Origin of the sequence: Citrobacter sp. T1.2D-1 (genome assembly GCF_950098555.1) — a bacterium.
GTDB lineage: Bacteria > Pseudomonadota > Gammaproteobacteria > Enterobacterales > Enterobacteriaceae > Citrobacter_A > Citrobacter_A telavivensis.
Genome location: NZ_CATNHH010000018.1, coordinates 19,098 through 38,923 on the forward strand (window position 1 = coordinate 19,098; position 19,826 = coordinate 38,923).

The 19,826-nt window shown below is 47.4% G+C and carries 20 protein-coding genes; 6 read left to right on the forward strand and 14 right to left on the reverse strand.

Annotated features, from left to right (window positions below):
• The first annotated feature begins 7 nt into the window (after positions 1 to 7).
• Positions 8 to 505, forward strand: a complete 498-nt coding sequence (locus tag QQZ17_RS15210) for an arsenate reductase ArsC (protein ID WP_000968905.1) — start codon at positions 8 to 10, stop codon at positions 503 to 505.
• A gap of 28 nt (positions 506 to 533) precedes the next feature.
• Here the strand turns inward: QQZ17_RS15210 and QQZ17_RS15215 are convergent, their stop codons facing one another.
• The 10 genes from QQZ17_RS15215 to QQZ17_RS15260 form a co-directional block, all read right to left on the reverse strand.
• Entirely contained in the window at positions 534 to 1,706 is a 1,173-nt protein-coding gene (locus QQZ17_RS15215) for an MFS transporter (protein WP_152754617.1), read from the reverse strand.
• A 330-nt stretch (positions 1,707 to 2,036) separates the two neighbouring features.
• Positions 2,037 to 2,552 carry a GNAT family N-acetyltransferase gene (locus QQZ17_RS15220; protein ID WP_042999128.1) on the reverse strand — a complete coding sequence of 172 codons (516 nt, stop codon included), beginning with the start codon at positions 2,550 to 2,552 and terminating at the stop codon, positions 2,037 to 2,039.
• A 316-nt stretch (positions 2,553 to 2,868) separates the two neighbouring features.
• On the reverse strand, positions 2,869 to 4,626 hold the full coding sequence (arsA, locus tag QQZ17_RS15225) for an arsenical pump-driving ATPase (protein WP_115190221.1): 1,758 nt from the start codon (positions 4,624 to 4,626) through the stop codon (positions 2,869 to 2,871).
• Between the two features lie 20 nt (positions 4,627 to 4,646).
• Positions 4,647 to 5,009, reverse strand: a complete 363-nt coding sequence (locus QQZ17_RS15230; protein ID WP_020839050.1) for an arsenic metallochaperone ArsD family protein — start codon at positions 5,007 to 5,009, stop codon at positions 4,647 to 4,649.
• Between the two features lie 75 nt (positions 5,010 to 5,084).
• Positions 5,085 to 5,630, reverse strand: coding sequence for a sigma-70 family RNA polymerase sigma factor (locus tag QQZ17_RS15235; RefSeq protein ID WP_046494307.1), 546 nt, complete (start codon positions 5,628 to 5,630; stop codon positions 5,085 to 5,087).
• Positions 5,631 to 5,638: 8 nt separating this feature from the next.
• Positions 5,639 to 6,352: an arsenical resistance protein ArsH gene (gene arsH, locus QQZ17_RS15240; RefSeq protein ID WP_046494306.1), complete on the reverse strand. Its 714-nt coding sequence runs from the start codon at positions 6,350 to 6,352 to the stop codon at positions 5,639 to 5,641.
• A complete protein-coding gene (locus QQZ17_RS15245) occupies positions 6,342 to 6,677 on the reverse strand; it encodes an ArsR/SmtB family transcription factor (RefSeq protein WP_046494305.1) in 336 nt (111 codons plus the stop codon). The genes arsH and QQZ17_RS15245 overlap by 11 nt, the downstream gene beginning before the upstream one ends.
• A 238-nt stretch (positions 6,678 to 6,915) precedes the next feature.
• A complete protein-coding gene (locus QQZ17_RS15250) occupies positions 6,916 to 7,425 on the reverse strand; it encodes a M50 family metallopeptidase (RefSeq protein ID WP_046494304.1) in 510 nt (169 codons plus the stop codon).
• Between the two features lie 15 nt (positions 7,426 to 7,440).
• Positions 7,441 to 7,794, reverse strand: a complete 354-nt coding sequence (locus tag QQZ17_RS15255; RefSeq protein ID WP_042999127.1) for a hypothetical protein — start codon at positions 7,792 to 7,794, stop codon at positions 7,441 to 7,443.
• Between the two features lie 74 nt (positions 7,795 to 7,868).
• Positions 7,869 to 8,189 carry a hypothetical protein gene (locus QQZ17_RS15260; protein ID WP_042999126.1) on the reverse strand — a complete coding sequence of 107 codons (321 nt, stop codon included), beginning with the start codon at positions 8,187 to 8,189 and terminating at the stop codon, positions 7,869 to 7,871.
• Positions 8,190 to 8,792: 603 nt separating this feature from the next.
• On the opposite strand from QQZ17_RS15260, the gene QQZ17_RS15265 reads away from it, so the two are divergent.
• Both QQZ17_RS15265 and QQZ17_RS15270 read left to right on the forward strand, forming a co-directional pair.
• A complete protein-coding gene (locus QQZ17_RS15265; protein WP_042999125.1) occupies positions 8,793 to 11,003 on the forward strand; it encodes an AAA family ATPase in 2,211 nt (736 codons plus the stop codon).
• 1,003 nt (positions 11,004 to 12,006) lie between these two features.
• Complete coding sequence (locus QQZ17_RS15270; protein ID WP_152406006.1) at positions 12,007 to 12,915, forward strand: HNH endonuclease; 909 nt, start codon at positions 12,007 to 12,009, stop codon at positions 12,913 to 12,915.
• Positions 12,916 to 13,321: 406 nt separating this feature from the next.
• On the opposite strand, the gene copM is transcribed toward QQZ17_RS15270, so the two are convergent.
• From copM to silR, 4 genes are all read right to left on the reverse strand, one after another.
• Complete coding sequence (copM, locus tag QQZ17_RS15275) at positions 13,322 to 13,672, reverse strand: CopM family metallochaperone (protein WP_007871800.1); 351 nt, start codon at positions 13,670 to 13,672, stop codon at positions 13,322 to 13,324.
• A 145-nt stretch (positions 13,673 to 13,817) separates the two neighbouring features.
• On the reverse strand, positions 13,818 to 14,249 hold the full coding sequence (gene silE / locus QQZ17_RS15280) for a silver-binding protein SilE (protein ID WP_007374411.1): 432 nt from the start codon (positions 14,247 to 14,249) through the stop codon (positions 13,818 to 13,820).
• Positions 14,250 to 14,494: 245 nt separating this feature from the next.
• Complete coding sequence (gene silS, locus QQZ17_RS15285) at positions 14,495 to 15,970, reverse strand: copper/silver sensor histidine kinase SilS (RefSeq protein WP_007374412.1); 1,476 nt, start codon at positions 15,968 to 15,970, stop codon at positions 14,495 to 14,497.
• Positions 15,963 to 16,643 (reverse strand): copper/silver response regulator transcription factor SilR, encoded by a 681-nt coding sequence (gene silR / locus QQZ17_RS15290; RefSeq protein ID WP_000697968.1) that lies wholly within the window; start codon positions 16,641 to 16,643, stop codon positions 15,963 to 15,965. Before silR ends, silS begins: the two co-directional genes overlap by 8 nt.
• Positions 16,644 to 16,832: 189 nt before the next feature.
• Between silR and silC the strand changes: the two genes are divergently transcribed.
• From silC to silB, 3 genes are all read left to right on the forward strand, one after another.
• Positions 16,833 to 18,218 carry a Cu(+)/Ag(+) efflux RND transporter outer membrane channel SilC gene (gene silC / locus QQZ17_RS15295; RefSeq protein WP_000475503.1) on the forward strand — a complete coding sequence of 462 codons (1,386 nt, stop codon included), beginning with the start codon at positions 16,833 to 16,835 and terminating at the stop codon, positions 18,216 to 18,218.
• A gap of 27 nt (positions 18,219 to 18,245) precedes the next feature.
• A complete protein-coding gene (locus tag QQZ17_RS15300) occupies positions 18,246 to 18,599 on the forward strand; it encodes a Cu(+)/Ag(+) efflux RND transporter periplasmic metallochaperone SilF (protein ID WP_001246152.1) in 354 nt (117 codons plus the stop codon).
• A gap of 113 nt (positions 18,600 to 18,712) precedes the next feature.
• Positions 18,713 to 19,826: Cu(+)/Ag(+) efflux RND transporter periplasmic adaptor subunit SilB (gene silB, locus QQZ17_RS15305; protein ID WP_284554141.1), on the forward strand; the 1,114-nt coding region annotated here is incomplete at its 3' end.

Consider the following 19,826-nt stretch of genomic DNA (forward strand, 5'->3'; position numbering starts at 1 on the left):
GGCTGAAATGATGGATAAAACGTACCATGTCCTTTTCCTGTGCACAGGCAACTCTGCCAGAAGTATTTTTGCTGAGGCTTTAATGAATCAGCTCGGTGGTGGGATTTTCAAGGCGTTTAGCGCCGGCAGCCATCCCGCTTCATCACCGCACCCTTTGACGCTAAAAGTATTGAAAAGTCAGGGGTTTGACATCTCCAGCCTTTCAAGTAAAAGTCTCCTGCAGTATCAGCAAGTCGACTCACCAAAAATGGATTTCATTTTCACCTTGTGTGACAAAATGGCTGGAGAAGGATGCCCGGTATTTCCAGGCCAACCGCTGACGGCCCATTGGGGATTCAAAGATCCCGCACTCGCAGAGGGCGATTCGGAAGCAATGTACCAGGCATTTGTGGACGTCGAGAAGCAAATAGCCAGTCGCATCAGACTGTTTCTGAGTTTGCCGTTTGAGAAGCTAGATCGCCTTTCTTTACAACAGCAACTGGAACAACTGGATAAAGGCGTGTAGTGCAGTTGTGAGACTCGTACGCGCTTGCCTACTCATTAACGTTCGATGTTATATCAACAGGCACTCTTTGTAGTGCCTGTTTATCTTTTCCAATCAAATAGATCCATATGGCTATGATTGCTGCCACACACGCAAATACCAGTGAAATGATCAGCATGCCAGTATCCCCAAATCGTTCGCGAAAGCTGGCATAGAGTGAAGGGGCCAGTGCCGACAGAAAAAAACTCGGCATGAGCAATGTTCCCATGCGACTGGCGTACAGGCGCGGGTCAAACAGAGTTAATGGTAATGTTGCTCTCACCAGAGTAGATAGACCGTTGACGGCACCATATCCAAGAACGAACAAGCCGGTCCCCACGATGGATGTCTGTCCCAGCAGGCTGATCATGAAACAACAAGGAAGCAAAATCCCCACTATCAGGTTCAGCCCCAGAGCAGATCCTCGACTCCCCATCGCTATATCGCCAAGACGTGCACTGACCTGTCCCACCCCCCATAAGGAACCAACAAGTACCGGGACACCAGCACTGGCCAGAATCAGAGGTAAATGGGTTGAAATTCCTGTGGACAGGAAACTGAGCAATGCCATCAATGCTGCATACAACCCGCATTTCAGATAGTCCCGCTCAAGATGCTGGATGCCCTGTTCCGTCGATTCGCGGGGGGCTACACCTCGTTCTCTTTTGTTATCTGGCAAAGAAATACAAAGCAAAATGCTTATCAGGGCGAACAGGCTGTAACAGCCAACACCCCATCGCCAGCCCAGCAGGCTCAGTAAGCCCTCGCCAATTGGCCAAAAGGCAACAGAAGCCAGACCTCCGAGCAGGGTCACCTGTGTAATAGATTTTCTGGCTGTCGGCCCTGCAAGATTTACGAGAACAGCGAAAGCTGCATCATAAAGTGAAAGGCGCATACCTATGCCCATCACCAGCCAGGCCATTAAGTAAATGTATAGGGAGTGACTCGTTGCCAGGAGCAGGCATCCAAGGCCGTTCAGGAGAGCACCAAGCTGCAGGACTTTTCTTCCCCCCATCGATGCTAATAATCGCCCGGATATCGGTGAAATGAGCCCCATGATGCCCATAGCCAGCGTCAACCCTGAGAAGATAAGAGGTTGCCCCCACGACGTGTCATTAGCAATGGCGCTACCAAAAGCACCCAACAGGTAGTAGGTAATCCCCCAGTTAATTAACTGGGCCAAACCAACGCACCAGGTAATCTTGCTGCTAAGTAGAAGTGGAGGTGTGTTCACCGTTTTTGCATCTCCTCAGGTTCCGGTATCCCGGTTGCAAACGTCACAATTTAGTTCGGGGAGACGGGATTTATTCCCCTCCAGCAACCTATGTGCTCGAATACAAACTTACCTTTCAACTGTTAAGCATTGGTTTCAGAAAGAGAAAAACGGATGATATTTCCGGTAGGTAGAAGAAAACTCTCTCAATATCGGCGTCAGAAATAGTTAAAGACGGAAATAAATATGAAGGAGGGCGAATGCCCCCTTTTTCCTGTTTCAGAGCATAAGGCCTGAATCTTATGGCAGCGAGCTGTTCCCTTCCCCCAGATTTCGTTGCAGCAAAACCGTGTCCAGCCAGCGACCATGCTTGAAACCAATGTCTTTCAGCGTGCCTTTTTCTGTAAATCCGACCTGCTGATGGACTTTCAGCGAACCCTCATTATTGCTGTCGCCGATAATGGCTATCATCTGCCGGTAGCCGTGTGTTTCTGCCCAGGCAATGACGTGGCGCAGCAACGCTTTTCCTGTCCCCTGACGCTGCGCATCCGGGTGAATATAAATTGAATCTTCGAGGGTGTGGCGATAGGCGTAGCGTTCACGGTAACGAGTGAGATAACAATACCCGATGACCTTTTCTTCCTCTAACGCGACAACCCACGGCAGCGCCTGATTGCGGATCTTTTTCAGGCGGGCAAGCATCTCATGGGTATCCGGTGGTTCAGTTTCAAAGCTGGCGGTACCATGAATAACATGATGGGCGTAGATATCGCATATGGCGGGGATGTGCTTTTCTTCTGCGTTAACGATTTTCATTGCTCTGTTCCCGTTGGCATCTTTTTTAAGGTTACTTGAAAAGCTAAAGGAAAGGTAAATACAAAAGCTTATGACCCAACAAGCAGGCTAATCTTCCATACCATCTTTTGTTTTCATTCATGCAGGGAGACAAATATGTGCTTCCTGTACCCATATTTTTTATATGACCAGGCTGAGGCCCATCTCAATGAGCAATCTCAGCAACAGTTAATCGAACTCGAAAAGATTCTTTTTGGAAAATGACAGAGGACTTTGTTATCCATCGGGGAAATAGAACGACAGCAAAGCATGAAGGGGGCAAACGCCCCCTTCATTGTTACTTCGCCATTTCTTCCAGCAGGTCAATACCAACCGGCTCTTCGCTCTGTAGCGCTGTTAATGCAATACGCTCTGCATACTGCTCTTCCACATCAGAGATGAGAGGCAGCTCGCGGTTAGCCCTGGTCTTCAGGAAAGGTGAAGACGGTTCAGCAGCTGCCAGGCTGTTATTAACAACCCATGCCCACGGCTCGATCCCGGCCCGGCGCAGATCGGACTGCAGGTTTGCAGCTTCCAGTACAGGTGTCGTTTCGGCAAGCGTCACGATAATCACCTTCGTCTTCTCCGGATCCTGCAATTGCATCATTGGAGTGATGACGTGGTCATGTGTTTGCCCCATCTGACGCACCATTTCCCGGTGATAGGCTCCAGTCGCATCCAGTAGCAGGAGCGTATGGCCCGTTGGCGCGGTGTCCATAATGACAAAATGGTCGTCTGCCTCTTTGATGATTCGGGAGAATGCCTGGAAGACGGCGATCTCTTCAGTGCATGGCGAGCGGAGGTCTTCCTCCAGCACCGCCAGCCCTTCTGCATCTAATCCTTTGCCCTGATTTTCCAGGACAAAGCGGCGATAACGTTCTGTCTCTACCTTCGGGTCGATACGGCTGACCTGAAGATTGGGCAGCGAGCCATCCAACGTGTAAGACAGATGTGCTGCCGGATCGGATGTGGTCAGGTGGACTTTGTGGCCACGTTTCGCCAGCGATACCGCGACTGATGCCGCAACGGTCGTTTTGCCCACGCCGCCTTTCCCCATCGTCATGACCAGCCCTTTGCCAGTCTGGCTCAGTTCATCAACTAGTGAAGCAAGTTTCGGCAAATCCAGAGTATTCAGCGTAGTAGCAGGGAGAGCCGGTGCGGCTTTGCTCTCTGTAAATAACTCCCGCAATGCTTCCAGACCGACCAGGTTAAATGGCTTCAGATACAGCTGTGAGCGGGGAAGATTAGCCAGATTATCAGGCATTGCCTGTAATGCTTTTTCTTCCCGAGCCAGAATACTTTGCGCCAGTGGATCATCCTCACCCGCAAACGGCGGTAGTACACCATTAATGGCAAGGTGCTGATGTTGCAAACCGATAGCAGACAGCTCATCGTGGGTATGGGAAACCTCTTTCAGTGTCGAAGCCTGGGCGCGGGCAACCAGCACTAATCGTGTGAGAGCTGCATCAGACAGCGCTTTAACCGCATCTGAGTACTGGTGCTGTTGTTTCTCAAGCCCCACCAGAGGCCCGAGGTTTGCAGCGGCATCGGGGTTCGCTTCCAGATAACCGCTCCAGGCTCCCGGTAGCTCAAGCATGCGGATAGTGTGACCGGTTGGCGCGGTATCAAATACGATATGGTCATATTTTTCCCGCAACTGATGATTGGTCAGAAGACCGGTAAACTCATCAAACGCAGCAATTTCCGTGGTGCATGAACCTGAAAGCTGCTCTTCAATGCTGCTGACCACATCGGCTGGCATCAGCTCACGAACGGGGTCAAGCACACGGTCACGATAAGCCTGTGCCGCAGCCATAGGGTCAACTTCCATCGCAGCAAGATTTTGTACGGTACTGATATCTGTAATTCGGTGGCCGATAGTCTGGCTAAATACCTGGCCGACATTGGAAGCCGGATCGGTACTCACCAGAAGCGTTCTCTTACCCTGATCGGCCAGCCATACCGCAGTAGCACAAGCGAGGGATGTTTTACCCACTCCACCTTTACCGGTGAAGAAGATGAACGGGGGGATGTCTTTTAAAAATGGCATATTCATCAGCAATAGCTCCTCTGGAATTAAGGCATACGTGGAATGCTGCAGCAACGTGGTTGGGTGCTGTCTTCACTCCAGTCCTGAGTAAGCGGAATACCGGCCCAACGGGCGATATCTTCACGAGTCGGCAGTTTGCCTGCCATCACCAGCTTGCCGTCGAGCAAGGTAACAGGGAGGGACTCCATCCCTGAAGTGTTCAGAAACTCTTTGATCACAGGTGTATTCAGGAACTGCTGCGGGTTTTTCGCAAGGCTGTAGCGCTGAATATCAACACCATTCTTTTTCGCCCATTCGGCGCTGGCGTTCCATTTGACGGCTTCGTCGCTGACCACAACGCTGCTGGTTGCACAGCAACCTGCTGCTTCAAAGATCTCAATTTTTGACATGGACTGTTTACCTCAGTGTTTAGTCATTTGGCTTTACACTGAGGTAAACGAAGATGGTGGGAAAAAGATGCGCGATTAATTCATTTTTTTGTGGCAGCAGACGGGAGAAGTGTCATCTGCCTCAATCTGGCAAAGTTCTGTCATCGCTTCTTTCAGGTGCTTTCTGGCCCGTAGTAAACGGGATTTAAACGCCGTAAGCGTGATTCCCAGTTCATCGGCCAGGGACTGCTGGGGACGCCGGTTAAGATCGGACTCTTCAATCAGCCACCGCTCATCTTCGGGTAACGCCTGTAATGTTTCAGGCAGGCAAATATCCAGCGTTGAGATCGCATCATGGGATACATCAGGCAGTGGGGCCTCTTCTTCCAGCTCAACGAATTCCCTGGTGGTGCGGTACTCATCAATCAGCAGATTCCTCGCCGCCCGATACAGCCAGGCTCGCGGATTCTCCATTTCGCAGAAATTGTCTGAATGAGCACGGGCACGCAGGAATAGCTCTTGCAGAAGATCTGCTGCTTTTTCGCTATCACCTGTCTTCGATGTCAGAAAGCGAGAGAGTTCGGCTTCATGTTGCCGCCAGAACACACTCATGCAGTTGTTGAATGCCGTTACATCACTCATACCAGCCCTCAAATTTTGCTCTGATTTACTCGGCGAGAAAGTTCTTCTGCTGACTCTTTTCGTTCGCTGTAGCGATCAACGAGATAGGCTGAATTACCTCTTGTCAGCAGCGTGAATTTCACCAGCTCTTCCATCACATCCACAATGCGGTCGTAATAAGACGACTGTTTCATCCGTCCATCTTCATCAAACTCCTGCCAGGCTTTTGCCACGGAGGACTGATTTGGGATGGTGATCATCCGCATCCAGCGGCCAAGAATGCGCATCTGGTTTACGGCATTGAAAGACTGAGAGCCACCGCAGACCTGCATGACGGCAAGCGTCTTCCCCTGCGACGGGCGAACTGCCCCTTCCGATAGAGGTATCCAGTCGATTTGAGCCTTCATTATGCCGGTCATTGCACCATGGCGTTCAGGTGAACACCACACCATCCCTTCGGACCAACGAACCAGCTCACGCAATTCCATGACTTTGGGATGCGAATCAGGCGCATCATCAGGAAGAGGCAAGCCAGAAGGATTGAAGATCCGAACTTCTGCGCCCATGGCAGTCAACAACCTTGCCGCTTCTTCAGTTGCCAGTCTGCTGTATGAACGTTCACGTACAGAGCCGTACAGCATGAGGATACGGGGAGGGTGTGGAACAGAAGGAATGCCGAATCTTGCCTCTGTAATTGAGGTATCGAACAGGCTTGCATTAACATTCTTAAGTTCAGTGCTCATTTTTTCCTCCAAGATCGCCATTGGTATCGTACAGTCCATCTGCCCCTGAGCAGCATTCTTCTGTCAGAAAAGCAATCAGCGCGCCAAGGTTTTCATAGCAGGCGTGACAGTACAGTATTCTTCCTTGCCGCTCCTGACGAACCAGAGATACAGATATCAGAGATGAAAGATGGTGACTCAGTGTGGATGCAGGGATTTCGAGTTGCTTCTGTAGATCACCCACGGCCACGCCCTGAGGTCCGGCTTTGATTAGTCTTTTATAAATCCCGAGCCTTGTCACATGGCCAAGCTCTTTCAGCACCGACGCCGCAAAGTTCAGTTCCATATTCGTTCTCATGATTGTTATTTCTATATTTCTAGAATAATAGAAATGAATTTTACATTCAATATTCAATGTATCTGGTTGGGAATGAAGTGAAGAACAGCCAAGAAATTGTTGTGGCCTAGTCGATAGCCACAGGAAGCTGCTGTGACTGGGCAACATATTCGCCCGGCAGACCAGGAAGAGACATCTTCATCAGCATTCCTTTCAACTAAGTAGATGGAACTCGTGTAACAGTTGCTCAGGAATCCAGGACTTTCCGCCCCTGAACTATGGCATGCAGATGCTTGAGAACTTTCTGGCCATCTGTTTCCATCATGAAGGGATTTAGGTTAACCAGAGTCAGCATCATCACAATTAACCCAGCAATGACCGTTAGTGGCTGAATACCGGTAAGAGTAAAAACTGGTACTGACAGAATCACGGGCAATAATGGACCGGCCAGCGCCGCCGCCATAACTTTCCACCTGGGGGCATCATTCGCATAGTGGTAACTGACACCTCCGTCTGGAAAAAGCAATCCAAACTTCAGGATAAGTCTGCCCCTTTTGAACCGGAACAACACAGGTTTCCCCACTTGAAAGCGGGTTACCCGAGTTCCCAGGCACATGGCCATAAGGGCATGTCCGGATTCATGAATAAATGCGTAAAGAAAACTGAAGAGATATAAATAAACTGGCAGCATCCATCCAAGACTATCAACGATGTAATGCAGGTATTCAAAAGAATGCAATGGAATTCCTTTAATCATAAATCCCGCCCGCCATTAAATTTGTTCAGCAGCAGTTTTTGCAATTTCATCCACCGCTTCTCTGACCGAAAAGGACAAACTCTGCTTCGGCGAGAAATGTACCCAGTAGCACAGGTGAGATGCCCAGGTCTGACCGTTCTGTCGCGGCTCATAATCCACACTGAAGGCATAGATAATCCTGCCATTCAGATCAAAGCTGGTCACTTCGCAGTAACGCAGATAAAGCTCGCGTAATTCATCAAACAATTCTCCCTCTTTCAGCGGGCCCGCTTCTTTGACTGTTTCACGCTGATCCATGAAATGCCCCACAGCTGCTTTTTTGGAAGGAAACTCCCTTCCCTTGATAATCCCCTTAGTGGAACGCCCCATCCTTAACTCCTTAGTTGTTACGCTGCTCTATTGAGAAATCCCGCCTGTCAGGAGTTCACCTTATGACCTGGTGACTATAAAAGATCCATATACCATGCCGCTTCGTCAGGACAACCCAAATCGATCTCAAACGCCCCTTCAGGAAGCGTACGGGATTTATAACCGCCGTCAGAATACTGAATGGACCACTCTTTCATATCTGGAGCATCAAGGCGGCTGGCCATTTCCTCGTATATCCCGTTCTCCTCATCGAGAAGCACAAGAAGTGTTTCCCCCTGCGTATTCGTCGTGCGGTATAACCACATTTTTTTACAGCCATAACCTGAAAGCATTTCCACAATTGATGAAGGGGAAAAGCTGTTGCACTGATTAGCGTATGTCGTTGTGTTGCTCATAATTGATTTCCTTATCGTAAGCTTTCTACTAATTACTTTATTTATCATCACCCGCAGGACATTCCGTTGCCCGCCTGAAGTGATTAGCCAGATAACAGTCACCAACCGCAATTACCGGACGCACCTTTCCCACACTTCCGAAAAATCCATAATAGCTTGTTTTTCGGAAATGCTGAGGGAGAGATTATCTGGAATGACCCGTTAGGTCGGTTTGAAGTGCGGAGGGTGGCTTACTATCTAATTAATTAAATTATATCACATTTTCTGATTTTGTCCCAAAAAATGTGCAAATAATAGCCATGATCCGCTTCTCGGGGTTTTCGGATCTCCATACAGTATGAAAAATACTGATGACTTTAAATCAAGAATATGAGCTGATTGTTGCTTTAGGTGCATTAATAACCAGTAAGCACAAGAACAAATTTTTATTGCTAATGATGTAATAATAACTCGGACATTAAAATACGGTTACCATCACTTCCCGTTGAGCCAGTTTTCTCATGTCAGTATGATCGAGAAAAATCTTATCAGGATGGCACAACCTGAATACAAAATGCGCTACGATGGAAAGGCTCAGAAAACTCAGGGATAAGGAGAAAAAGAATGGCTCATCTCAGGATCCGTGGCGTAAGAAGCTATGCGCCAGACAGGGAAATCTGCTTTGATCTCAGCAGCAAAGTGACGCTCATCTATGGCCAGAACGGCTCGGGAAAATCCACGGTATCTGGCTATTTTTATGACAGTCAGGCCGATAAATATCGGCATTGTGCATTTGAGAGTCCGCATATCAGCCACTTTCAGGTCTTTAATCAGGAATACATTGACAACAAATTCGCCCGTTCGGACTATCAGCCTGGAATATTCACTCTCAGCGAGGCCAATCAAGAAAGCCAAGATAAAATAAACAGTAATAATAAAGAAAGAGCAAAACTGAGTACTCGCATAGATAAGCTCAATGAAGAGATCGCAGAAAAAGAAGGGATGAAAGAAACGGTCATCGACCATTGTACCAGGGATATATTTAACAGAACGGTAAATGACAGAAAAATCCTCAGCGATTTCCTTGATGGAGCTAAAATTAAAAGATCGTTTTACGAACGTATGGTGGCAATACCACTTTCAGACGTTCGTACCACAACTGAGGAACTGGCTGATAAATGGCGGATGTTAAATCAAAGCGAAGGAACTCTTGTCGCCGAAATTCATATTCCCCAGACCACCGCCTTAACTGAAGACACACAAAAACTGATGCAGGAACCTGTTATGCCTGCAAGCAGCACACAATTCTCTGCGCTCATTCAGAAAATCGGTAACGCAGACTGGGTGCGCCAGGGACAGCATTATATAAACGACGATATTTGCCCGTTCTGCCAGCAGCCCTTTGATGTCATTACGTTTTCGCGCGAACTCACTCAGATGTTCGATGAGACATATCAGACTTCTCTTGGGATGCTGAGCCAGGCAGCAGAACGACTTGCTGAGGACTGTGATAACTTGGCCGAATTTGAACGCCGTGTTGCGATCCATACTTTCGTTGATGATGGAAGTCAGATTTTGTCTCTGGTGAAAGCGGTAAATAAATGCTTTCAGATTTTGTTGCAGCAACTCCTTAATAAAATTAAAGAACCTTCTCTGAAGATACAACCTGAGAACATTCAAGAACCCCTGTTGTTACTCCAGAATGAAGTGGATGCTTTCAATACCCGGGTACGGGAAAATAACCGTCTTGCTGAAAATTTCACCCAAGAAAAACAGACCCTGTACGCTGATGTCATGGCGCACCTCAGAAGGATTTGCGATGAGTTCTTTACCGAACGCGACAGGCAGCTTGGTGAGCTTCAGAATGAAGTTAACAGCAGGTTGCGTGAAGCTGAGAGCCTCGCTGCAAATAAGAAGCAGCTGGATGACGAGACGAATGCGTTGACCAGACAACTCTCCGACATACAACCAACCATTGACATTATCAACGCGAATCTCAGGCTGCTGGGGATCACTGGCTTTGAAATAATCTGCCATGATGCTGAAATGAAACTATACCGTCTGCGCCGAGGAAGCGAACCTGAAAAGGCGGAAGTATTCAAATCCCTCAGCGAGGGTGAGAAAACCATCGTTTCTTTCCTCTACTTTATTGAATCGTGCTCGGGAAGTCTCACTCCCGAAACCGTTAATCCTGAAAATAAACTCATTGTCATTGACGATCCGATTTCCAGCCTGTCACATAATTATATCTATGAGGTCGCTGCACTCATCAAACGTAAAATAATCAAGGCAGGCGCAGCAAGGCATGTCGTTATACTTACTCACAACATGTTTTTCTTCCAGGAAATACTGTTAAACAGCGGCCGCCTACAGGATAACAGAGAAGCACCGGTAAACTGGTCTTTGCTTCGCATCGTTAAATCTGACTACAGTTCCTGCGAAAAGCTTTCCATGCACGAGATGCTCAATGAATATCAGGCGTTATGGCAGACCCTGAAAGATGTCAGGGATGAGAAAACCCAGCCCGTTGTGCTTTTTAATACGATGAGGAATATTCTTGAGTACTATTTCAGTTTCTCCTGCAAAAATGAAAAACTGAAAGATGCCCTTGAGTCTCTGGCAAGCGAACACAGTGATGCTGGAGAATATGATTCATTTTACCGGGCAATCAACCGGCACTCTCATTCCGATGGCAGAAATATTTTATCGACCGGTGCCATCGATAAGGAACGCTATCTGAAAATGTTCAGAAGAGTATTTATTCAGACTGATGACGATGAACACTATCTTGCAATGATGGGGGAGTCTGAAGAACAGCGAGAAACAGGTGTTTAAACAAGAAGCATCGTCACCTACGGGTACCGTTCATTTAACGCGTCGGGAGCGAGCGCATGTGATTACGCACATGCTCTACGCGCCCGAAACGAAAACGTGTATACCGTACAACGGGTACAATTTTCGGTTTCATGGCGGGTTTTCCTTTTACAGTCCGGCTTCTGCCGGAAGTCCCTGTAACCATTTACAGGCGGTAAAAAGTGCAGAGGGGAACACCCGAGGTGACGACAACGGATTATAAACACCGTTCCGGTTAGAGGTAAACTATTTCCATAACATAAGCATGGAGAATGAGTGTTCCAGGTTAGGCGCACCTCCTCTGGATTCGTAGGATCCTTCCGGATGTCCAACCCTGCTAGCGATCAGTGATTAATGAATTACAACTACCCGCCGATAGACCTACCAGCTTCACCAGACCAATTAGCCGATAGCTTCAGTCCAAAAGGGTCCCCCTTCCTGCCATCAGAATTTAATAGGTTGAGGCATGATCCGGTTTTTGCTTTTTTCGGATCACGTATGACAAAACGCATGATATTTCCTGTAAATGCAATTATGCATAACATTTATATTCATAAATGTTAAAAGTGCGAAATTAGCATCAGTTGCTGATTATTATTAACATTTCAGCAACAAACTGCATCCCACCCGCTTCGTTAAAAAAACCGAAGGTCATCAGAAGCGCTCTCTGATCGTCCCGGGCTGAGACGGTGGCAGCGTCACGGGTAATGTCTCTATTTTATTGGTCGTGAGGAAGGCCGGATAATGGCCAAACTAAGAAGCCATAGCATTGGGGGCAGCCTGCTGATCTGGTATGATCAAGCAGAGGCTCATCTCAATGAGCAATCCCCGCAACAAGTTTTTTCGGGGTGCAACAGACCCTTTAGTGTCCAGGACTGAAAAAAAAGAAAGCACGGTCTCTGAGAGACTACTGTCCTTACGCAACCATACCGGTTAGCGAGCTTTATATTTTCATTATGACTATTTGTATAACAGGGGAATGAATGTGATTAAAAAAATATGCGAAGTGATTGATGGAGAGTATGTCTGTGACATTGATATCAGTGTGGAAGAATGGAAAACTTTATTAACAAATGATAAAGTTTTTGACACAAAAAGTATTGCAGCGTTAAAAAAATGGTTTATTGAGCCAAATCATTCCTGCACATGCTTCGATATTGGTAAGAAGTACGACCTGCACAGCATGAGTGCTAATGGTGTCATAAACGGACTGGGTGGCAGAGTTCAAAAAGAACTTGGTAGATTCGAGGTTAAAGGTGTCGGAAATATCGCATGCGGTACAAAATTCATTACCGTAATGAAGAGTAAAGAAATCGGCGGAAAACCCAAAAGAAACTTATGGACAATTCGTGAGGAACTTGTTCAGGCAATTAACGAACTGGATTTTTTTGGTACAACAGAAATGGCCAGCAGTGAGTATTACTCTGACGATGAGTTGATCAATGCCATAGAGAAAAGTAATATCTTTGACAACGTTCAGACGTTTGAATATACAGGGGAAGCCAAACCAAAGAAAAATGCAATAGAAGTAAAAAATGGCCTCTCGTATCCCAGGAGTAAAGGCGTATCCCAAAATGCGCTGAATAAAGCAGGTTACAGATGTGAAGTCGATAGTGACCACCCAACATTCAGAAGGCGAAATTCATCCTTAAATTACACAGAACCTCATCACATTGTACCTATGTCCAGGCAAGATGCTTTTGACACATCTCTTGATGTTGAAGAAAATATCATATCTCTGTGTTGCAATTGCCATAAACAAATTCACTTTGGTCAGGGTTATGAAGATATGCTGAAAGAAATATACACTGCGCGAAAAAGGTTATTAAAAAAAGTTGGTATTGATATATCACTGGAAAACTTGATTCTTTATTACAAAATGGAAAGTAAGTGAGATTCAAACGAGAGTGATACCTTCGTTTTATTGGTCGGGATGAACAGCAGATGATGTTTCCGGCAAGTATCGGGTCCAGAAACTTTCTGTTAAAAAAGAGGTAAAAGTAGTCTTGAGCCCTGACTGCGAATTGCCATTGCGCATGACCAGAGAACAGGACGAACCCCTGCCAAACCCAGGCATGAGAAACACCTTTAAAACATAGACTTAATTAAAATCAGCAATTCCCATCGAAATAATAAGCAAGCAGAATTGGCTCAGGTGAATTTCACTCGGTGCAGTGCATGCGTTGGGGGGGTAAAAGGAAAAACCCGAAATGAATCGGGTTTTGATTAATTAACGATTAACAGGTTCCCGTGCCCGGGAACACTCTGACTGTACGCGCAATATATTATTTCCGCAATCATTATTTTTGATTACCAAGCCATTTATTCATCTGCTCAATTTCACCTTTTTGAGCTTTAATGATGTCCTGCGCGAGCTTTCTCATTTCCGGATCTTTTCCGTATTTTAGCTCGGTCTCAGCCATTGCTATTGCCCCTTCATGGTGTGCTACCATGCCTTTCGCAAAAGCCTTGTCGGGATCGGACTCTTTTACAGCGGCCATCATTTTGTCATGCATACCTTTCATGCCGGACATATATTCCTGTGACGATGCCGATGAGGATATATCTGACATTTTCATTTCTGAATGTTCTGCGGAAATCGCTGGCAGGGATAACATCAGTATAACAAAAAGCGAATTTGTGATTTTCATATAATAAACCCTTTCAGATGGTTACCGGATAAGTTTAGCTGAGTCAGACAAAAAAGCCCCCTGAAGGGGGCAAAAAATAACAACATATCCGTATAAGGGACAATCTATCAAGGAAAGGGTAACCGCACGGAAACTTCAGTTGTCATCAGCCCGCATTGATCATGCGGCGGTGTGCATCAGCCATAGCCTGATGGGGGCCGGACTGACCGTTATTCGTAAATTCATGGGCAACAGCTGCTCTTTCATGTTCATTCATCGCCGCAAACGAAGTCGCCGGACGGGAAGCGTTAACGGTGCCAGTTCCCATCATCTTCTGATGACTTTCCGCCATTTTTTTATGTGCATCTGCTGAACCATTGTTCATGGTTTCATGAACAATAATAGCCTGTTCATGCTGATCCATACCGGCCATCCGTGGAGCTGCCCCCTGGATGGCGGCTGGAGTTGAAGAAGACTGCATCTGATGGGCCGGAGCCTGAGCATTATTGACACGCTCATGGATATTTACAGTTTCAGTGGCCCAGGCCGTAGAAATTAAGCTCAAACCTAACACTGATGCTAAGACGATATTTTTCATGGTAACTCTCCATTTCTGAATTAGTGATGTCCGTGAATTTCGATCTGTGTCCTCAGTAGTACAACTGACAACTCTACAGACCTTATTCCGCCGGGATGAGGCTTTAATACAACTCCTGGCTTGTGCTGATGCCGTGTATGGATGAAGTAATAATGCCTTCCTGATAAGTTGCACTAATTATATCGAATGGCTTCTGTTTGCTGCATGACAGGCTAATGACATCTTTGTCATTTAAATCTTTATTCTCAGTACTGGGTTTCCGGAATCATTTTCTCCAGTCTGGGCACGGATAGGATAAAACGAGTTGAACGTACGTCCGATTCCACCTGCACTCTTCCGTGATGTGCTTCCACGATGGACTTCACAATCGCAAGGCCGATGCCGCTGCCTTCTCCTTTTCGTTGTCTGGACGGATCTACCCGATAAAAACGGTCAAACAGCCTTGATAAATGCTCTTCAGGGATTGGTTTCCCCGGATTTTCAATCACAAGGTCAAAAAAGCTCTCCTGCTCTCTTATTGAGACGGTGATTGCCTGTCCCTCCGGGGTATAACGCAGGGCATTGGATAACAGATTATTGATCGCCCTTCTGAACATTTGTGGATCTCCCTCAACCAGGCAGGGCATCCCGTTAAATTTGAGCGTGATATTGCGTTCTTCGGCCCAGGCTTCGAAAAACTCGAAGACTTTCATGACTTCCGCTCTGAGGTCAAACATGACCCTGTCAGGTATCAGCTGATTATTATCTGCCTGTGCCAGGAACAGCATATCGCTGACCATTTTGGTCATCCGGTTATACTCTTCAAGACTGGAATAGAGGACATCCTCAAGTTCCCTCTGTGTTCGATCCTGACTCAGTGCGATTTCAGTCTGCGTCACCAGATTGGTGATGGGCGTTCTGATCTCATGCGCGATATCGGCAGAGAAATTGGCCTGGCGGGTAAAGACATCCTCAATCTTTCCAATCATATGATTGAACGAGATAACCAGTTGCTCCAGCTCAATGGGAACGCGTGTCGGTTCCAGTCGCGCATCAAGATTCTCGGAGGTGATGTTTTTAATGGCATTGCTGACATTACGAAGGGGCAGGTGCCCCTGACGGACAGCGATTCGAATGATCAGAACAATCAACAGGCTTATCACGACGGCAATCGCAATCAGGTTCTTTTTCAGCGCATCGAGGTAATGGAGATGGAAATTAATGGATAGGCCAGTCAGCATGACATAGTTCTGCTGTTTGCCCTGAAATATCGCCTGACCAGAGGAGGCGATAATCCTGTATGTTTCCATCTTCATTTCGGACCCGGTATCCATCGGTCCCGCAGGATCCTCCACCGTCCAGAGAAAGACATCCCGTGCGCGGCTGTGCTCGCTAAAATCTGCTGAATTCACTGCCGGGCGTAGTGCCGCCCCCTGAGCTGAGCTAAAGAGCACTTCCCCCCTGGGATTGAGGAGCAAAAGGGCAACGTTGCGGTAGCTGGCAATTGATTCCTTTATTTTGCTTATTTTTTTATCATCCGGATCCACCGGGGACTGCAGTATACGGTTCAGTGTGGTGCTGATTTGTTGAAGATCGCTGACATCCTGCTCGGCAAAATGATTTTCAACAGAATGCAGCATAAACCAGGTGAAGGCGATAAAAGCCAGTATCGTGGACAGGCTGATAAAAAAGGTCAGCCGCAGAGCGAGTGAGAAAGGGCGTCTGGAAGGTTTGCTATGCATCCGGGACCTCCAGCATGTAGCCCACGCCCCGGACTGTCTGGATCAGCTTTGTCTCGTAATCGTTGTCTATTTTAGCGCGGAGTCGCTTTACTGCGACATCGATCGCATTAGTGTCGCTGTCAAAATTCATGTCCCAGACCTGAGAGGCAATCAGGGAGCGGGGAAGAACCTCTCCCTGATGGCGAATGAAGAATTCCAGCAGGCTGAACTCTTTACTGGTGAGCACAATGCGGTTTCCGGCGCGACTGACTTTTCTGGATACGAGATCAATCGAGAGGTCAGCCACCTTAAACTGGCTTTCCGTGATCATCGTGTTTCCCCGCCTCAGAAGGGTTCTCACCCGGGCGAGCAGTTCGGCAAACGCAAAGGGTTTAACCAGATAATCGTCCGCACCCAGTTCCAGTCCTTTGACCCTATGTTCGATCGTGCCGAGGGCTGTCAGCAGTAAGACCGGCATACCCTTTCCGGCAGTGCGCAGCATGCGGATGATATCCCAGCCGTTCACATCAGGTAGCATGATATCCAGAATGACTAAATCATACTCGGCTGTCATGGCGAGATGATATCCGGTAAGACCATTATCAGCGTGATCCACTACGAACCCTGCCTCTGTAAGCCCTTTGCTGAGATATTCACCTGTTTTAATTTCGTCTTCGACGATCAATATTTTCATCTTGCTCCCCGGCTGGCTGCTAATGTCATTCTATTGCGCCCACGATCGTTATCAACGGATTACAGCAAAAATGACAACATTGTCATTATCCTGTCACTCGGCAAACAGAGAGCGTTAGGTAAAGTACCCCTATCAATACTCTGGACTTCATTTGAACCATTTACCAGGTCTGCCTGGACGAGAAGCGTTATGTTCAAATTAAAATTACTCAGCATTAGCACGATATTCATCCTGGCAGGCTGCGTGTCGCTTGCGCCTGAATATCAGCGGCCCGCAGCACCGGTACCCCAGCAGTTTTCACTGTCCCATAACAGCCTGACGCCAGCGGTAAATGGCTATCAGGATACGGGCTGGCGTAACTTTTTTGTCGATCCCCAGGTTACCCGGTTGATCGGTGAAGCTCTGACTAATAACCGTGATTTGAGAATGGCTGCCCTGAAGGTTGAAGAGGCCCGAGCCCAGTTCAACGTCACGGATGCAGATCGTTATCCCCAGCTGAATGCCTCATCCGGGATAACATACAGCGGTGGTCTGAAAGGTGACAAGCCGACCACACAGGAGTACGACGCGAGACTGGAGCTCAGCTATGAGCTCGATTTTTTCGGCAAACTTAAGAACATGAGTGATGCTGACCGCCAGAACTACTTTGCCAGCGAAGAAGCCCGTCGGGCCGTACACATCCTGCTGGTCTCCAACGTTTCACAGAGCTATTTCAGCCAGCAACTGGCGTACGAACAACTCCGTATTGCGCGGGAAACGCTGAAAAATTATGAACAGTCCTATGCTTTCGTTGAGCAACAGCTCGTGACCGGGAGTACGAACGTTCTGGCACTTGAACAGGCGAGAGGACAAATCGAAAGTACCCGCGCCGAAATAGCCAAACGAGAAGGCGATCTGGCTCAGGCAAACAATGCCCTGCAACTGGTGCTGGGAACGTACCGCGCACTTCCGTCAGAAAAAGGGATGAAAGGCGGGGAGATCGCACCAGTAAAATTGCCACCAAATCTATCTTCACAAATTTTGCTGCAGCGACCGGATATTATGGAAGCGGAATATCAGCTGAAAGCGGCTGATGCCAATATTGGCGCAGCGCGAGCGGCCTTTTTCCCCTCCATTACCCTGACCAGTGGTCTTTCCGCAAGCAGTACGGAGCTGTCAAGCCTGTTTACGTCAGGAAGTGGAATGTGGAATTTTATCCCTAAAATTGAAATTCCTATTTTTAATGCTGGCAGGAATAAAGCCAATCTGAAGCTGGCTGAAATTCGCCAGCAACAATCGGTGGTTAATTACGAACAAAAAATTCAGTCAGCCTTTAAGGATGTTTCCGACACGCTTGCGCTGCGCGACAGCCTTAGCCAGCAACTTGAGTCACAGCAGCGTTATCTTGATTCACTTCAGATAACTCTACAGCGTGCCAGAGGATTGTATGCAAGTGGTGCTGTCAGTTACATCGAAGTGCTGGATGCAGAACGTTCCCTCTTCGCGACGCAGCAAACCATTCTCGATCTTACCTATTCCCGACAGGTTAACGAAATTAATCTGTTTACCGCGCTGGGTGGCGGTTGGGTAGAGTAAATTTATTCAATTAATCAGGAAATTAAAATGCGTAATTCACTTAAAGCCGTTTTATTTGGTGCCTTCTCTGTCATGTTTTCTGCCGGTCTTCATGCTGAAACACATCAGCATGGCGATATGAATGCTGCCAGTGATGCTTCGGTACAGCAGGTTATCAAGGGCACCGGTATCGTTAAAGACATTGATATGAATAGTAAAAAGATTACCATTTCGCACGAAGCAATCCCGGCGGTGGGCTGGCCTGCAATGACCATGCGCTTCACTTTTGTTAATGCAGACGACGCTATCAATGCCCTGAAAACCGGCAACCATGTCGATTTCTCGTTTATTCAGCAGGGCAATATCTCCTTACTCAAAAGCATTAACGTTACGCAATCCTGATTATCAGTCCGGAGCGAATACATCCAGTGCGCCTGAACATTCATTAAGGGATTACTGTGAATGAATGATCGGGCGCATATGCCAGGTGTTTTGATTTTTCAGCGAGAAATTGTATGGCTTCTTTAAAGATAAAATATGCTGCAATAATTATCAGCAGCCTCATAGCAGGAGGGCTGATATCGGTTACTGCCTGGCAGTACGTAAACTCATCACAAAAAACAGTACAAACCGAACAAAAGGCACCGGAGCGAAAGGTACTTTTCTGGTATGACCCGATGAAACCGGATACCAAATTTGATAAACCCGGAAAATCTCCCTTTATGGATATGGACCTGGTGCCAAAATATGCTGATGAAAGCGGCGATAAAAGCAGTGGCGGGATCCGTATCGATCCAACGCAGGTTCAGAATCTGGGATTAAAAACGCAAAAAGTCACGCGAGGAATGCTGAATTATTCTCAGACAATCCCGGCTAATGTCAGTTACAACGAGTATCAGTTTGTCATTGTGCAGGCGCGCTCTGACGGTTTCGTCGAAAAAGTGTATCCCCTGACGATTGGCGATCATGTGAAGAAAGGCACTCCGCTTATCGATATCACCATTCCTGAATGGGTTGAGGCACAAAGTGAGTTCCTGCTGTTATCCGGTACAGGCGGTACGTCAACCCAGATAAAAGGGGTTCTGGAGCGACTTCGTCTAGCTGGTATGCCGGAAGAGGATATTCAAAGGCTGCGTTCAACCCGCACAATCCAGACCCGTTTTACCATTAAAGCACCTATTGATGGTGTCATTACTGCGTTTGACCTGCGCACCGGAATGAATATTTCGAAAGATAAAGTAGTGGCTCAGATTCAGGGGATGGACCCGGTCTGGATCAGCGCTGCAGTGCCAGAATCTATCGCATATCTGCTGAAAGATACGTCGCAGTTTGAAATTTCGGTACCGGCTTATCCGGATAAAACATTCCATGTCGAAAAATGGAACATTCTTCCCAGCGTGGATCAGACAACCCGTACGCTTCAGGTCCGTCTCCAGGTTTCTAATAAGGATGAGTTTCTCAAGCCGGGCATGAATGCCTATCTGAAACTGAATACCAAGAGCCAGGAGATGCTGCTGATACCAAGCCAGGCCGTTATCGATACCGGCAAAGAACAGCGCGTGATTACTGTTGATGATGAAGGCAAGTTTGTGCCGAAACAGATCCACGTTCTGCATGAATCACAGCAAC

Coding starts and splice junctions, on each gene's coding strand:
- QQZ17_RS15245 (WP_046494305.1), bottom strand. CDS start 6,677: ATGGAACTGAACTTTGCGGCGTCGGTGCTGAAAGAGCTTGGCCATGTG.
- QQZ17_RS15250 (WP_046494304.1), bottom strand. CDS start 7,425: ATGATTAAAGGAATTCCATTGCATTCTTTTGAATACCTGCATTACATC.
- silR (WP_000697968.1), bottom strand. CDS start 16,643: ATGAAAATATTGATCGTCGAAGACGAAATTAAAACAGGTGAATATCTC.
- arsH (WP_046494306.1), bottom strand. CDS start 6,352: ATGAGCACTGAACTTAAGAATGTTAATGCAAGCCTGTTCGATACCTCA.
- copM (WP_007871800.1), bottom strand. CDS start 13,672: ATGAAAATCACAAATTCGCTTTTTGTTATACTGATGTTATCCCTGCCA.
- silE (WP_007374411.1), bottom strand. CDS start 14,249: ATGAAAAATATCGTCTTAGCATCAGTGTTAGGTTTGAGCTTAATTTCT.
- silS (WP_007374412.1), bottom strand. CDS start 15,970: ATGCATAGCAAACCTTCCAGACGCCCTTTCTCACTCGCTCTGCGGCTG.
- arsA (WP_115190221.1), bottom strand. CDS start 4,626: ATGAATATGCCATTTTTAAAAGACATCCCCCCGTTCATCTTCTTCACC.
- QQZ17_RS15210 (WP_000968905.1), top strand. CDS start 8: ATGATGGATAAAACGTACCATGTCCTTTTCCTGTGCACAGGCAACTCT.
- QQZ17_RS15235 (WP_046494307.1), bottom strand. CDS start 5,630: ATGAGTGATGTAACGGCATTCAACAACTGCATGAGTGTGTTCTGGCGG.
- QQZ17_RS15300 (WP_001246152.1), top strand. CDS start 18,246: ATGCGTAATTCACTTAAAGCCGTTTTATTTGGTGCCTTCTCTGTCATG.
- silC (WP_000475503.1), top strand. CDS start 16,833: ATGTTCAAATTAAAATTACTCAGCATTAGCACGATATTCATCCTGGCA.
- QQZ17_RS15260 (WP_042999126.1), bottom strand. CDS start 8,189: ATGAGCAACACAACGACATACGCTAATCAGTGCAACAGCTTTTCCCCT.
- QQZ17_RS15255 (WP_042999127.1), bottom strand. CDS start 7,794: ATGGGGCGTTCCACTAAGGGGATTATCAAGGGAAGGGAGTTTCCTTCC.
- QQZ17_RS15220 (WP_042999128.1), bottom strand. CDS start 2,552: ATGAAAATCGTTAACGCAGAAGAAAAGCACATCCCCGCCATATGCGAT.
- QQZ17_RS15230 (WP_020839050.1), bottom strand. CDS start 5,009: ATGTCAAAAATTGAGATCTTTGAAGCAGCAGGTTGCTGTGCAACCAGC.
- QQZ17_RS15265 (WP_042999125.1), top strand. CDS start 8,793: ATGGCTCATCTCAGGATCCGTGGCGTAAGAAGCTATGCGCCAGACAGG.